Genomic DNA, 13,686 nt, shown 5'->3' on the forward strand with positions numbered 1-13,686 from the left:
GCCGGCGTCGTCTACGACCCGGTGCGCGACGACATGTTCACCGCCACGCTCGACGGCGCCACCTGCAACGGCGAACCGATCCGCAGCCGCGGCGCCACCCGCGACGAGACCGCGGTGCTCGTCACCGGCTACCCCAACGCGCGGGAGATGCACCGCCGCGGTGAGGAGTCGCTGCGGAGCTTCGGTTCGCTGGTGGACGCGTTCGCCACCGTCCGCCGCCCGGGCAGCGCCGCCCTCACCCTCGCCCACGTCGCCGCCGGATGGACGGACGTGGCCTACGGCACGTCCGTCAACGCGTGGGACGTCGCGGCGGCCTTCCTACTGGTCAGGCAGGCCGGCGGCACCTACCTGCCGCTGAACGGGGAGCCCGGCGGCCGCGACTGGGAGGCCCCCGGCTACCTGGCGTGCGTGGCCGGCTTCGACCTGGACGGCTCCGTCATCGCCGAGGTCGCGGGCCTCGTGAAGGCCGGTGAGCCCGCTTGAGCGCCACCGGACTGCGGACCGTCGACTGGATCGTCACCGACCTGGACGGGACCCTCGTCGGGCGCGACCTGCGGATCGTCGAGCCGAGCCTGGCGGCGCTGCGCCGCTTCATCGCCTCCGGCGGCACCGTCGTCATCGCCACCGGGCGCAGCGAGGAGGCCGCGCTGCCGTACTACCGGACGCTCGGCCTGACGACCCCCGCGATCCTCTACAACGGGGCGCGCGTGGTCGACCTCAGCACCGGCGCCGTCCTGCACCGGCGCTCCCTCGCCGTCGCCGCCTGGGCGAAGCTCACGCTGCTGTTCGCCGAGCTGCCCGCCGGGGTCTGGCCGGTCGCCTTCACCCAGGGGCGCGCACACACCACGGGCTCCTCGCCCGCCCTGCTGGAGTACGCCCGCCGCGACGGGATCGAGCTCATGCGGATCAGCTCGTGGGGCGACCTGCCGTTCGACGACATCGTCAAGGTCATGCTCATCTGCGACCGCCCCGAGCTGATGGATCCGGCCGAGGAGGCGGTTTCGGCGGCCGTGTCCGGCGTCACCCTCGTCCGGTCCGAGAGCACCTACCTGGAGGCGCTGCCCGCGGGCGCGACCAAGGGCACGGCGCTGCGCGAGCTGGCCGCCTCCCGCGGCGTGGCCCTCAGCGCCGTCGCGGCGATCGGCGACAACCCGAACGACCTGGACATGATCCAGGCCGCCGGTCTCGGCGCCGCCGTCGGGGACGGCGCCGAGACCGTCCGGGCCGCCGCCGACGTGGTGGTGGGCCCCTGCGCCGAGGGCGCCGTCGCCGACCTCGTGGCCCGCGTCCTGCCGTGATCCTGACCGTCGTCGGCTGCGCGGGCACCGTCCCGGGGCCGGAGGCCGCCTGCTCCTGCTATCTGCTGGAACACGACGGCTTCCGGCTCCTGCTGGACGCCGGGACGGGCGCGCTCGGACCGCTACAGCGCTTCGCCGACCCGTGCGCGATCGACGCCGTGGTCATCAGCCACCGGCACCGCGACCACTGCTCGGACCTGGTGCCCCTCGCCTACCTGCGGGACCGCAGGGGCACCACGGCCCGGCTGCCGGTGATCGCCCCGGCGGGCACCGAGGCGCACGTCGCCGCCCCGTCCGGCTACGCGCGGGCCCTCGACTGGCGAAAGCCGCCCGCGGGGCCGTCCGGGCTCGGGCCGCTGACGATCGAGACGGCTCCGGTGCGGCACTCGGTGCCGGCGCAGGCCGTCCGGGTCACCGCCGGATCCGCGAGCCTCACCTACTCCGGCGACTCCGGCGAATGCGCCAAGCTCCTGGAACTGGCCCGGGGAACGGACGTCCTGCTCTGCGAGGCGGCGGCGGCCGTCGGCACCCCCGGCTCCGCCGCCGCCCACCTCACCCCGGCGCAGGCGGCACGCCTGGCCAGGGAGGCGGGCGCCGCCCACCTCGTCCTCACCCACCTGCGGCCCTGGGCGGACCCCATGGCCGCCTTGCGGGAGGCTCGCGAGTCCTACGACGGCCCCCTGACGCTGGCGGTCCCCGGCCTGAGACTGATCGCCTGACCGTCCGGGAACGGCGGGCGGGACGGAACCGGATGTGCGGACGGCATGATCGGGCTGGGCGGGACCCGGCGGCTCGCGGACCGCCATCTCACGGGCAGGCCGCCCGCCCGGGCCCTCGCCGGGCGGGTGGCCCGAGGCCGGCCGGCGGCGCGCCGGCGCCGGAGGGGTCAGGCGTTGCCTCCCCACCGGGAGCCCGCGTACCTGGCGAGAGTCATCTCGATCTCCTTGCGGGAGCCCTTGAGCCGGTGGACGGGTACGACCACGATCCAGCCGCTTCCCTTGTCCAGGTAGCACAACGGCGTCCGCGGCCCCCGAGCCGCCGGCAAGGGCGTCCCCGGCAGCGGGAAGACGCAGACCGCCCACCCGGCCGGCTTCGCGCGCCGCACCACGACCCGGCCGATCTCGTGCCACCCGTAATGGACCCGGCGGCCGCCGTACCGGAGTTCGAGACCCTCGGCGCCGACCGTCAGTTCACCGGGCCTCCAGAGCGCGTTCAGGAGGGGGAGCGTCCACACCGCGGGCTCGCGCACGAGCCAGAAGGTCAGCACGGACATGATCGCGAGCATCAGCGCGAAGAACACGCCGGCCGAGCCGACCGAGCCGGCCGCGGTGGTCACGGTCAACAGGCCGAGAGCGATCGCCGCGACGAGGCGGAGCGCGTGTCCGACGAGCGCGAGGATCACGGGAGCGACACTGGCCTCGAACCGCACGGACCCGTGGCGGTCGGGCAGCGGAGTGGTCCGGGATCGGTCGTCCTCGAAGGCGTCCGTCGCGGCGTTCACCGGCGGGAGGGTGGTGGCGCCGGTGACGTGATACCGCGTCAGCATGTCCTGCACGGGAGCGGGCAGCCACGCACCGCCCTCACCGGCCGAGGAGAGGACTCCCACCAGGTCCGCCGGGTTCGGGCGGGCGGCGGGGTCCTTGGCGAGGCAGTCCGCCACGACGCCCTTCAGCGGAGCGGGCAGAGCGTCCAGAGCGGGCGCCTTGTGCACCACCCGATAGGTCAGCGCCTCCACCGGTCCTTCCCCGAACGGGCGGACTCCCAGGGCGTAGGCGAGAACGGCGCCGAGGGCGAACACGTCGCACGCCGGGGTGAGCGTGCCCTCCGAGATCAGCTCCGGCGCCATGAAGCCGGGAGTCCCCGCTAGGGCGGTGACGCCGGAGGCGTCGACCGCCCTAGCGATGCCGAAGTCGATGACCCGCGGCCCGTCGGCGGCGAGCAGGACGTTCGAGGGCTTGAGGTCGCGGTGGACGACGCCGGCGCGGTGGACGGCCTCCAGGGCCTCCGCCAACCCCGCCCCCAGGGCGAGTACCGAGACCGGCGGGAACGGACCGTGGTCGGCGACCGCGGCGGCGAGCGAGGGCCCGGGCACGTACGCCGTGACCAGCCATGGGATCTCCGCGTCGGGATCCGCGTCGACGACGGGGGCGGTGTGGAAGCCGCCTACCTGGCGCGCGGCCTCCACCTCGCGCTTGAACCGCCGGCGGAACTCGGCGTCAGCGGCGAGACCCGGATGGACCAGCTTCACGGCGACCGGCCGGCCTCCGGGAGACGAACCGAGGAACACCTGCCCCATTCCCCCGGCGCCGAGGCGGGCCGACAGCGCGTACCGGCCGATCGCACGAGGGTCCCCGGGCCGTAGAGCGTCCACCGCAGTCCTCATCTTCCGTCGTTCGCCATCCGCACTCGACCATGGGACGTCTCCCTACTGAAGCGAACCGGTGCGGTTTCTGCCAGTGGCTCTTTCGAAGCAGGTGAGTCGCGGGGAGCGCGGGCGGCCCACTCATGTTCCCGCCATCATGCCTGAATTGCTTCCGCTCGTCTTTGACGATGCCTCCACGATTCTTTGACCCTGTTCGCGGATCCGCGCCGCTCTCGACCGGCCCGCGCGGCGGGGCATGGGCACGGCGTCCACGGCTGCGAAGGGCGCCCGCCCAAGAAGCGACCAGTAACCTCATGGCCATAACGAGCGGACTTGGGGAAGCCAGTGATCGAAACGGTGTACAGAACCGAGGACTTCCCCCCGGCCGAACGATTCGACCGCTGGCGGGAATGGATGGGGCGTACGCACGCCCCCGTGGACCTGAGCAGCGAATATGCCGCGGATTTCCGCGCTCACCAGCGCTTCCTGCAACTCGGCGCGGTGACCGTGTGGCCGTCCACCGTCCAGCCGCTGCTGTCCCGGCGGACGGCGAAACTCATCAGGCACTCCGACCCCGGGACGTACAACCTCACCCTCGTCGTCGAAGGGGTGGCACGCGCCAGCTGGGACGACCGGGAGGCGGAATACCGTCCCTACGACCTGCACGGCCAGAACTCCTGGCGACCCTGCACGGTCCAGGTCGGGCGGCGTGACCAGTCCGTCAGGTGCGTGGGCGTGGAGATTCCCCGGGACGTCCTGGCGCTCCCGCGCAGGAGCGCCGATCGCGCGATCGGCCGGCCGTTGTCGGCACGGGAGGGCGTCGGAGCGTTACTGGGCGGCTTCCTCACCCGCCTCAGCACCGACACCGCCGCCTACCTGGCCACCGACGGCCCCCGGCTCGGCGCCGTCCTGACCGATCTGGTCTCGGCCCTGTTCGCCCACACCCTCGACGCCGACCGCGACCTCTCTCCCGAGGCCCACCGGCGGACCCTGACTCTGAGCATCCGCTCCTTCGTCGCTCGGAACCTGCACGATGCCGAGCTGACCCCGTCGGTCGTCGCGGCCGCGCACCATATCTCGACCAGCCATCTGTACCGTCTCTTCCAGGACGAGGACGTCACCGTCGGCGCACTGATCCGCCGCGAACGCCTGGAACGCGCCCGCCGGGACCTGGCCGACCCGGCTCAGCACGGGGTGCCGGTCCACGAGATCGCCGCCCGCTGGGGTTTCACCCACCATTCGGCCTTCACCCGGGCCTTCCGCGCCGCCTACGACACCTCCCCCAGCGACTACCGGCAGGCAGCGGTGGCGGGGGACGGAACGATCGTGCCCTAGGGGAAGGCTCAACCCTTCCTCGAAGCCGGTGGTCCCGGGGCTTCAGGCCCCGGGACCAGTCGTGCTGGCTCAGACCGGCCGCGGGCGGCCAGGCTCGTCGGACACTTGCTGTCTCACCCCTCCCCCGCCAGCGAGCCCTACTCGCTCGACAGCCGCAGGTAGCGAACCGCCTGCTGGGAGGTGAGGGAGGTGGGAAGGTCCAGGAGCTGCCGCTGCCAGATGCCCACGTTCCCCCGCCAGGTGCGGTAGAACGACAGGCAGCCGAGCGGGGAGATCTCCAGGAGACGCTTCTTCGCCTCGTCGAGGCGCCGCAGGATCCGGTCGCGATCCGGAGATCGCTCGTCCCCCACGGAAGAAGCCCCGCGCAGGCGGTCCCCCACTTCCTCGATGAAACGCGAGCGCTTCTTGATCGCGTCCATCCAGAAGTAGAGCGTGGTCACGTCCGCGCCGGAGTGCAGGGCCCGGACCAGGCCTTCGGCGATGAGCTCGCCGAACTCCTCCGTTGCGGCGTTCCGGCTGAACGGATCGTACGGCAGCTGCCGCAGCTTCCCCGCGACGCCCGCGGAGCGATCGGCGACCGCGTCGTACATGAACAGCCAGTCCTCGTTGTAGATCGCGGGGAAGTACGTGTCCGCGCGACGCGTGTCGACGAGGAGCGCGTTGCCTCCCATGAAGGTCGACTGCGCTCCCCCGGAAACCCGGTTGGCGTGACATACAACTGAATTATCCGGAAAATCGGGAACTTGAAATCCCACCACCCGATACTGCTCGGTCAGAGCGGCGGCCCTCCGGATCAGCGAAGGCTCCATGCCTCGTATGTCATCATCCAAGAAGAGGATCGTCCGCCAGCCGCACAGGCGGGCCAGGAGAAGGCCGATGTTCCTCTTCAACGCGATGTCCGTATGCTTCTCCATCACTCGCCGCTCGAAGTCGAGCAGCGGGTGACTGTGCCATGGCGGGACCGTCAGGCAAAGTGCGTTCGAGGGCAGCGCGTACCTCGTCTTGATCTCCCGCGACTGCACGGATGTGCTGCACAACAGGACGATCGTGCACTTCAACGCCTCCGCCAAGGCGATCACAGGCCCCACGCGGTGTGGAGCGACCGTGGGAACCACAATGGCGTCCACCGTGCCAGGGCCTACACCGCCGACCCCCGATAAATCTCTCAGCAGATTAATGTGCGAGCCCACATGGGACGCCTGACCAAATTCGTCAGTACTCATCTTTCCTCCGTTTGTGTTCGTCCGTGACCTGGCCACGAACGGTCCGAGAACAAGATTGATCTGGACACTACGTACTGTCCGTAAAGGAACGAGAAGGGCAACGCGCGCTTCGGGGCCGCAGGACCGCGGGAATACGCCCCCTCTCCACCGCCCGGGCCGACGCTCCGAACGGACGGGTGGCGCGCTAGGAGTTCGCTTCGATCATGTCGAGCACCTCGGACGTCGGGCGCACGTCGCCGAAGGACCGGTAGACGGTGTGCAGGGTGGCGTTGTGGTCCTGGTCGCGGCGTGCCGCGTTGGCGTCGGCGACCATGATGACCCGGAACCCGAGGGTGCTCGCATCGCGCGCGGAGGACTCGCAGCACACGTTGGTGACGGTGCCGGTGATCAGGACCGTGTCGACCCCGCGCTCCTCCAGCAGACCTGGAAGGGGGCACCGCCCCGGAAAGAAGGCGCTGGCCGCCGACTTCTCCACCAGCAGATCGTCGGCACGGACCGCGAGGCCGCGCCACAGGCGCTCGGCCATCGGCCCGGTGCCGCCGGCGGTACGGTACGCCTCGGCCGCTTCCGGTCCGAAGAACTCGTCGCCCACCGCCGTGCGTTCGCCCACTGCGGGCAGGACCCAGGCGACCGTGCCGCCTGCGGCCCGCAGAGCGTCGGCGAGCCGACGGATGTCGGGCACGATCCCCTGGCAGTAAGGGTTGGCGGACACGAAGAACGGCACCATGTCGAGCACCACTAGCGCCGTACGGGCGGGAACGAGGTGCGTGAACGCGAACCGGCGACCGCGGCGGCGTTCGTGGCGGGCGTACTCCCGGGCCTCGATCCGCCACTCGTGCCGCCGCGCCTCGTTCTCTGGCGGCATCGGCCCCTCCTCGACCTCCGGCAGCCCTAGGCTGCGGGCGTGAACTACAGCGAGCTTGAGGCCTCCATTCTCCGACTGGTCATCGAAGCCGCCGAGGAGGACGTTCGCGCTTTCGGAGAGGAGACGGTCACCCGTCTGGTGCGGCCGGAGCTGCTCAGCGGGGCGGCCGAGGACGAACTCGACGACGACGCCCGGGCGGCACTCGCCGCCGCCTGCGCGAACGTCCGGACGATCAGCGCCGCGGAGCTGCTGGAGGCGCTGACGACGATCCATGACGGCATCCTCGTCGACGACGATCTGGACATCGGAGTCCTCACCGCCATCAGCGCGCTCGGGCACTGGCAGAGCTACCTGGAGAAGGGCCGGCGCGGCGAGCTCTACGAACTCGCCATCCGCTCCATCGAGGATGTCGACCACGAGGTCTCCGCCGATCTCGACGACTTCCTCGCCACGCCGGAGATGGCCGCCGAGTACGAGCGCGTCCGCGGCCTGCTGGCCCCCGCGCGAGACGGCGGCGCCTCCGCGCCGTGAGGCCTCGGCCGGCGTCCTAGCCGGGCGCGGGACGGTCGGCGAAGACGCCGTGGAGCATGCCCGTGGCCTGCCCGACCTCGATGAGATAGCCGTCCGGGTCGCGCATGTAGCAGCGGATCTCCGCCTTGCGGTCCAGGGGCTCGGTCAGGAACCGCGCCCCCCGGGCGGTGGCCGCCGCGTGGAACGCTTCGATGTCGGCGACCCGGACGTTCATGAAGGCCGACACGGGGTCCCCGGGCTCGGGCGGCCTCAGGACGACGTCGGGCTTGTCCGGCGTCGGGCCGCCGCCGGGGTTCATGATGATCCAGGTGTTGGCCACCTTCACGATGGCCGGGTTCTCCGGGAGCACCACCTCACCGCCGAGGACGTCCGCGTAGAACCGCCTGGAGACCGCCACGTCCCGGACGGTCAGGAAATGCGTGAGCACGAGCCCCTGGCTCGGCGCCGGAAGGTCGCCTTGGTCCGGCATTCGGATTCCTCCATGTCGCAGGTACCGCCTGTCCCCGAGCCGGGGTGCGCGTCCCTCCGGAGCGGCCCGGCCGGGCGGCTGCCACGCCGGGACGGCAATAGGAATTGTCCATAGTCCCGGCGGCGGAGCGCCGCCCCCGGGACTATGGACCGGGCGCGGAATCCCTCAAATTCCCGCCAAGTGAAGAAGGACCTGTCGGGCGGCGCCCGAAACCGACAGAATCGCCCGTATGACGATCACGGCGGCGACGCCGCCCGCGCACCGGGCTCCCGTCGACCTCGCCCGGGGGTTCCTGACGGGCGGCGTGCTGGGGACGTCGCTGGCCGCCCTCGTCGCCGGCATCGTCATCGAGAGGGTGCCGCTGTTCGTCACGGGTCTGGCGGTGCCCGCGGTCTACGGCCTGCTCGTCTTCCTCGCCGGGGCGCCGCGGCGCCTCCGGGAGGCGTCCGTCGCGCCCTGCACGGCGCTGGCGGTGATCGAGAGTCGGGAGGCCGTCAAGGGCGAGGAGACCGACGTCCCGGTGCGCTTCGATCTCACGGTCGCGCCGGACGGTGCGCCGGCGTACCGCGTCGAGATCAGGCAGGACGTCCACATCGCCGACCTCCCCGACTACCGGCCGCAGAGCGTCGTGGTGGTCGAGTACGCGCCGGACCGGCCATGGCAGGTGAGGATCGTCAAGCGGCCGACGCCCGAGTGGGAGGAACGGGCGGCCGGCGCGCGCATCGACTCCGCGCCCGGGCCCGCCATGGTGAGCGACCCCCCGGAGGGCGCCGCCGCCGGTTTCGCCACGCTCTTCGGCCTGCTGCTCGGCGCCGCCGCGGTGGTCCTGCTCTTCCGTGCCGACCTGTTCCCCCAGGGCGGCGCCGCGCGGCAGCCCTCCCCGAAGCCGTCCGTCTTCTCCACGCCCACGCCGTCGACCACCATCGTCACGTCGGCGTCCAGCACCATGGTCCTCGGTCCGGGCCGGTCGCTGCTCGACGACGGAGAGCTGCGCCGGGCCGTCGACTCGCTCACCCAAGGCAAGGACAGGCGCCGAGCGGTCACCCTCGTCGTGCAGAACCGCCTGCTGTCGATCGTCTTTCTCCCCACCGGGAAAGAGGCCCCGCACTTCGACTTGCGGTCCGTGCCCTACGACCGCATCCCGTCCCTGGTCACGGCGGCCAGGACGACTCTCGGCGTCGAATCGCCGCGGAGCTGGCAGCTCACCGCCGACCGCGTCACCGGCTCCCTCACCATCAGGATCACCGTGACCGGCTCCGAAGGCACGGCCTCGATGGAGGCGGACGGACGCGGCGAAGTGGTGCGGCGCAGCCCGGTGCGGTGACACCCACGGCGGCGTGTCCGGCAGACCGTTCCTGAACTGGCAGGAGGAAGACGTATGGGCTGGCACGGATACCTGGTGCTGTGGTGCGCGGTTCTGGGGACGGTCGCGCTGGTCGGCTACGGGCTGTCGCTGGCCGGGATGACCCGGGCGCAGCGGACGGTCCGGGTCACGGGGCGGATCGAGCAGGTGCGGGAGCCCCGGCACGGCGGCTCCCGGAAGGGCGGGATACCCGTGGTCGTCTCCTACCGCGACCCGTCCAGCGGACGGGAGGTCGTCGTGACGAACGACGGTGACCGGGGCGAGATGATCACCGCCGCGTGGACGGGCCGCGAGGTCGGAGTCCACTACCCGCGCGGAAGGCCGCACGCGTACCGGTTCACCGACCGGCCCCGGCGAGGCGGCCGCGGCCTGGTCGTGCCGAACCTCGCGCTCTTCCTGGTCTACGCCGGGGCGGTGGTCGTCGCCGCGATCGACCGGGGCTGGCCGTGGGCGCTGCTCGGCTTCTGCGGGCCGTGGGCCGTCGTCGGCGCCTTCCACCTGCCCGGGAACATCCGCGACACGCGCCGCCGCCGCGAAGCGCTGGCCTCCATGATCGCCGTCCAGGGCCGGGTCATCGCGGTGCTCAAGGACGTCAGCAGCGACGGGGACGGCGGCACCCTCACCACCATCACGCCGGTCGTGGCGTTCACCACGCGGGAGGGTGCGGCCGTCACCGCCCACTGCACCCAGCAGATCCCGGACCCGGGCGGCGCGCGGGGCCGGGAGGTCACGGTGCACTACACCCCGGCCGACCCGGCGGTCTTCACCCTGAACCGCGTGGCCGACCAGCGTTCCCTGAGAACGGACATCGCCGTCAACGTCGTGGGCCTTCTCGCCGTCGCGTCGGCGGCCGTCGCGGGAGCGGTCATGCTGTGACGCCCGCGGACGGCCGGCCGGACGAGTTGGGACGCCGCGGAGCGCGCCTTTAGGCTGGGGGTGTGCTGTTCCATCGCGGGCCTCTCCACCCGGCCCTCGATCCGTTCGTGGCGGGCCTCGGCTATTCCGAGTCGCACGGCCCCGCCGTCCGCGAGCAGTCCATCCCGACCGGCTGCGCCCAGCTGTTCGTCAACCTGCACGCCGACGCGTTCACCGGCGCGGCCGGCGGAGCCGCGGTCCTCGGCGCGACGTCCCGGCCCTCCGTCATCGACACGGAGGACCAGCGGGCCATCGCGTGGGTAGCGTTCAAGCCCGGCGGCGCGTTCCCTTTCTTCCCGCCCGAGCCCGGTCTGGTCGTCCTGGAGGATCTCTGGGGCCGCGCCGGGGCGGTCGTGCGGGAACGGCTCCTGGAGGCCGGCGGTCCCGCCGACATCCTGGACGCCCTGGAGTCGGTCCTTCTCGAGGCGGGCGACCTGGATCGCGACCCCGCCCTGGAGGCCGCGATCTCGGCGCTCGACCGGGGCGCCGCCGTCGGCGAGGTGACCGACCGGCTCGGCTTCACCCGCAAGCGCCTCATCGGGCTCTTCCACGACCGCGTCGGCCTGACGCCCAAGCGCTTCGCCCGCGTGCGGCGGTTCCAGCGCACGCTCCGGCGGGTCCCGTACGACCGGCCGGTCGACTGGGCGGAGCTCGCGTTCACCTGCGGTTACGCCGACCAGTCACATCTGATCCGCGACTTCCGCGACATCGCCGGGCTGCGGCCGACCGAGTACCGGCCCCGCTCCCCCGACCAGCCCAACCACGTGCCGCTCTGAGGGAAATTCGTCCAATACGGGGAACGCGGGCGGCCCGCACGATGGGGCCATGAACCTTTTCCCGAAACTCGTCGTCGACGACGCGGGCAGTGCCGTCGAGTTCTACACGACGGCGCTCGGCCTCAAGGAGACCGAACGCTTCGAGACACCGGACGGGAAGATCGTCCACGTCCGGCTGGTCCTCGGGGACGTCCAGCTCACGCTCAAGGACGAGGACGCCGTCGACGCCGGGCCGGCCGCTCTGGGCCTCGACCGCTCACCCGTGATCATCAATCTCGACGTGCCCGACCCCGACGCGGTCGGCTCCCGCATGGAGGCGGGCGGGGCGACCGTGGTCTACCCCATCGAGGACCACCCGTACGGCCGCATGGGCCGGTTCCGCGACCCGTTCGGCCACGTCTGGATCGTCCGCCTGCTCGACGGCGGCTGATCGGGCCCGGCGACCCGCCGGCCAGGTCATGCGAGCGGCCGACTTCCGCAAACAGGGTCTGATACGCGCTTAGGCCCTGCTCGCGGGGTTAGGGCAGCGTCATGGTCCTTGAACTCCTGCGGCGCGGCGCGGCGGCGGCCGGTGGTCTCCCGGGCGGGGGAACCGTCGTCCGCGCCGCGGACCACGCGGGAGCCCTGGGCGTCCGGGCGGCGGCCGTGCCGATCCGGCAGACGAGACGCGCCCTCGGCGGAGTCGGAGGCATGGCGGCGCAGGCCCTCCGCCCGGCGCGGACCGTCCACGCCTACCCGGAGCGGTTGCACATCGAGCTGCGTCACCTGCACAAGGCGGAGAGGCTGTCCGAGGCGCAGGCCTTGGAGCACGCCGTCGAAAGGCTTCCCGCCGTGCGCTGGGCGCGGGTCAACTCGGCCCTCGGGCGATTGATCGTCCACGTGCCGGAGGAAGTCTCGCCGGAGTCCGTCCTGGAGATCGTGGAGGCGCTGGACGCGGTCCTGGGGGGCGAGGAGGCCGGGGGATCCGCGGCGCTCCCGACGGAGCTGGTCCTCGGCGCCGACCTGGTGGGGCTCGCGATCACGGCGGCGCAACGGGTGCTGGGGCGGGCCGTGCTGCCGTCCGAGGTCGCGGGCCTGGTGGCCTTCGCGGACGTGGTGCCCGTCCTGCGCGGCGTTCTGGCCCGGCTGGTTCCGGGTGCGCCGGTGGAGCGGTGGCTGCCGCTGACGCAGGCCGCCGCGCAGGCGTTCGCGCCCGGCGGGACGGGGCTCGTCGTCGACGTGGCGCAGCGGCTCTGGCAGCGCCGCGAGGCCGCCGCCACCGGCCGGCTGTGGCGGATCGCCGAAGCCGAACTGACCGGCGCGCCCGAGCGGGCCGGATGCGCCCCCGTCTCCGGCGGTCGTTCCCACGACCTGCGCGACGGGCCGCCGGAACGCCACGCGGCCCGGATGCTCTCCGTCGGCCTCGGCGGTCTCGTCCTCGGGGGGCTCCTGACCGGCAGCGCGCGCCGCGCGCTGGACGTCGGGGTCGCGGCGGCGTCGAAGGCGCCCCGCGCCGCCCGCGAGGTCTTCGCGGCCGAGCTCGCCGCCCGGCTGGCCGGCCGGGGAGTGCTGCCCCTCGATCCGGCGGCGCTGCGCCATCTGGACCGGATCGACACGGTGGTGCTGGACGCCGACGTCCTGCGGGCCGCGGACCTGGTGGTGGACGAGGTCGCCGTGCTCGCGGACACGCCGGAGGCCGAGGTGGCCCGGCGCGTCCACGCGCTGCTGGCGCCCGAGGCGCTGGACGAGGTCAGGGAGGCGGACGGGTGGTCCCTCGGTCCCGTCGCGCGCGTCCTGCCCGGCGGGGAGACTCCGGCCGAGGGCCGGGACCTCCCCGGTTCGGGTCCGGTGCTGGCCCTGGCCGAGGGCGGCCGGCCGCGCGCCCTGATCCGCATGCGCCGCTCCCTGCGGGAGGAGACGAACGCCCTGGTGACCGCCGCGCGGGAGGCCGGCACGAAGATCGTCCTGGCCGGTTCCGGCGTCGAACTGCCGCTCCCTCCCGACGAGACCGCCCCCGGCGGCCCGGACCTGGCCGCCACCGTCCGCGCACTTCAGGAGGGCGGCGCGGGCGTCCTGCTGATCTCCCGCGATCCGGCGGCGCTCGCCGCGGCCGACGTCGGTGTGGCGGACTGGGCGGACGGAGCGGGCGGGGCGCCGCCCTGGGGCGCGCACCTGCTGGTCCTGCGGGATCCGGCGGCGGCCGCGCACGTCGTCGATGCCGTCGCCGCCGCGCGCCGCGTCAGCGAGCGGGGCGTCACGCTCGCATGGTCGGGCACGGGCGTGGCCGCTCTCCTCGCCCTCACCGGGCCGTCCGGAAAGGCGGCCGACCGCGCTCTGGCCGCCGTCAACGGCGCGGCGGCCCTGGGCATGGCCTACGGCGCCTGGACGGCCCGCGAGGTGATGCGGCGGGTTCCCGCGCCGGCGCTGCCGTCCACGCCGTGGCATGCCATGCCCGTGGAGGCGGTGCTGGAGCGCCTCGACAGCCGCGCCGGGGGCCTGTCCGAAGCCGAGGCGCGCGACCGGGGCGAGCACGGCGCGGACCGCGCGCGCCCCGGAGGGGGCCGCCGGGC

The 13,686-nt window shown here is 73.0% G+C and carries 13 protein-coding genes and 1 pseudogene; 10 read left to right on the plus strand and 4 right to left on the minus strand.

Translation table 11 applies throughout. The annotated features are described in order from the left end of the window. The 3 genes from ABWI04_RS38270 to ABWI04_RS38280 form a co-directional block, all read left to right on the plus strand. Positions 1-483 (plus strand): inositol monophosphatase family protein (locus ABWI04_RS38270; protein ID WP_353835434.1); only part of this gene is annotated, 483 nt, incomplete at its 5' end. Then, positions 480-1,298 (plus strand): Cof-type HAD-IIB family hydrolase, encoded by an 819-nt coding sequence (locus tag ABWI04_RS38275; RefSeq protein WP_353835435.1) that lies wholly within the window; start codon positions 480-482, stop codon positions 1,296-1,298. The genes ABWI04_RS38270 and ABWI04_RS38275, both read left to right, overlap by 4 nt. Beyond that, positions 1,295-2,017 (plus strand): MBL fold metallo-hydrolase, encoded by a 723-nt coding sequence (locus ABWI04_RS38280; RefSeq protein WP_353835436.1) that lies wholly within the window; start codon positions 1,295-1,297, stop codon positions 2,015-2,017. The genes ABWI04_RS38275 and ABWI04_RS38280 overlap by 4 nt, the downstream gene beginning before the upstream one ends. A gap of 167 nt (positions 2,018-2,184) precedes the next feature. Here ABWI04_RS38280 and ABWI04_RS38285 read toward each other — a convergent pair whose 3' ends face one another. Further along, the gene (locus ABWI04_RS38285; RefSeq protein ID WP_353835437.1) at positions 2,185-3,669 is read right to left on the minus strand and encodes a serine/threonine-protein kinase; all 1,485 of its coding nucleotides are present in this window, start codon (positions 3,667-3,669) and stop codon (positions 2,185-2,187) included. A 348-nt stretch (positions 3,670-4,017) separates the two neighbouring features. On the opposite strand from ABWI04_RS38285, the gene ABWI04_RS38290 reads away from it, so the two are divergent. Next, positions 4,018-4,995, plus strand: coding sequence for a helix-turn-helix domain-containing protein (locus ABWI04_RS38290; protein WP_353835438.1), 978 nt, complete (start codon positions 4,018-4,020; stop codon positions 4,993-4,995). Positions 4,996-5,132: 137 nt separating this feature from the next. On the opposite strand, the gene ABWI04_RS38295 is transcribed toward ABWI04_RS38290, so the two are convergent. Continuing rightward, positions 5,133-6,122 carry a hypothetical protein gene (locus tag ABWI04_RS38295; protein ID WP_353835439.1) on the minus strand — a complete coding sequence of 330 codons (990 nt, stop codon included), beginning with the start codon at positions 6,120-6,122 and terminating at the stop codon, positions 5,133-5,135. A gap of 280 nt (positions 6,123-6,402) precedes the next feature. Next, entirely contained in the window at positions 6,403-7,083 is a 681-nt protein-coding gene (locus ABWI04_RS38300) for an isochorismatase family protein (RefSeq protein WP_345173675.1), read from the minus strand. 39 nt (positions 7,084-7,122) lie between these two features. On the opposite strand from ABWI04_RS38300, the gene ABWI04_RS38305 reads away from it, so the two are divergent. Further along, positions 7,123-7,614: a hypothetical protein gene (locus ABWI04_RS38305; protein ID WP_345173677.1), complete on the plus strand. Its 492-nt coding sequence runs from the start codon at positions 7,123-7,125 to the stop codon at positions 7,612-7,614. 16 nt (positions 7,615-7,630) lie between these two features. Here ABWI04_RS38305 and ABWI04_RS38310 read toward each other — a convergent pair whose 3' ends face one another. Further along, complete coding sequence (locus ABWI04_RS38310) at positions 7,631-8,083, minus strand: VOC family protein (RefSeq protein ID WP_345173679.1); 453 nt, start codon at positions 8,081-8,083, stop codon at positions 7,631-7,633. A 229-nt stretch (positions 8,084-8,312) separates the two neighbouring features. Here ABWI04_RS38310 and ABWI04_RS38315 point away from each other — a divergent pair, with 229 nt between their 5' ends. The 5 genes and pseudogenes from ABWI04_RS38315 to ABWI04_RS38335 form a co-directional block, all read left to right on the plus strand. Then, positions 8,313-9,407, plus strand: a complete 1,095-nt coding sequence (locus ABWI04_RS38315) for a hypothetical protein (RefSeq protein ID WP_353835440.1) — start codon at positions 8,313-8,315, stop codon at positions 9,405-9,407. Positions 9,408-9,461: 54 nt separating this feature from the next. Then, positions 9,462-10,322, plus strand: a complete 861-nt coding sequence (locus ABWI04_RS38320) for a DUF3592 domain-containing protein (RefSeq protein WP_345173683.1) — start codon at positions 9,462-9,464, stop codon at positions 10,320-10,322. Positions 10,323-10,384: 62 nt separating this feature from the next. Further along, a complete protein-coding gene (locus ABWI04_RS38325; protein ID WP_353835441.1) occupies positions 10,385-11,137 on the plus strand; it encodes a helix-turn-helix domain-containing protein in 753 nt (250 codons plus the stop codon). Positions 11,138-11,186: 49 nt separating this feature from the next. Beyond that, entirely contained in the window at positions 11,187-11,567 is a 381-nt protein-coding gene (locus ABWI04_RS38330; protein WP_353835442.1) for a VOC family protein, read from the plus strand. 101 nt (positions 11,568-11,668) lie between these two features. Beyond that, a pseudogene (locus tag ABWI04_RS38335) lies at positions 11,669-13,686 on the plus strand (hypothetical protein); the annotation flags it as partial.

It is taken from the genome of Actinomadura sp. NPDC000929 (assembly GCF_040492065.1).
In the GTDB taxonomy this organism is placed as follows: Bacteria; Actinomycetota; Actinomycetes; order Streptosporangiales; family Streptosporangiaceae; genus Spirillospora; species Spirillospora verrucosospora.

Bases quoted from the DNA above. Each gene is read 5' to 3' on its own strand.
- ABWI04_RS38300 (WP_345173675.1), bottom strand. From the start codon at position 7,083: ATGCCGCCAGAGAACGAGGCGCGGCGGCACGAGTGGCGGATCGAGGCC.
- ABWI04_RS38310 (WP_345173679.1), bottom strand. From the start codon at position 8,083: ATGCCGGACCAAGGCGACCTTCCGGCGCCGAGCCAGGGGCTCGTGCTC.
- ABWI04_RS38315 (WP_353835440.1), top strand. From the start codon at position 8,313: ATGACGATCACGGCGGCGACGCCGCCCGCGCACCGGGCTCCCGTCGAC.
- ABWI04_RS38320 (WP_345173683.1), top strand. From the start codon at position 9,462: ATGGGCTGGCACGGATACCTGGTGCTGTGGTGCGCGGTTCTGGGGACG.
- ABWI04_RS38330 (WP_353835442.1), top strand. From the start codon at position 11,187: ATGAACCTTTTCCCGAAACTCGTCGTCGACGACGCGGGCAGTGCCGTC.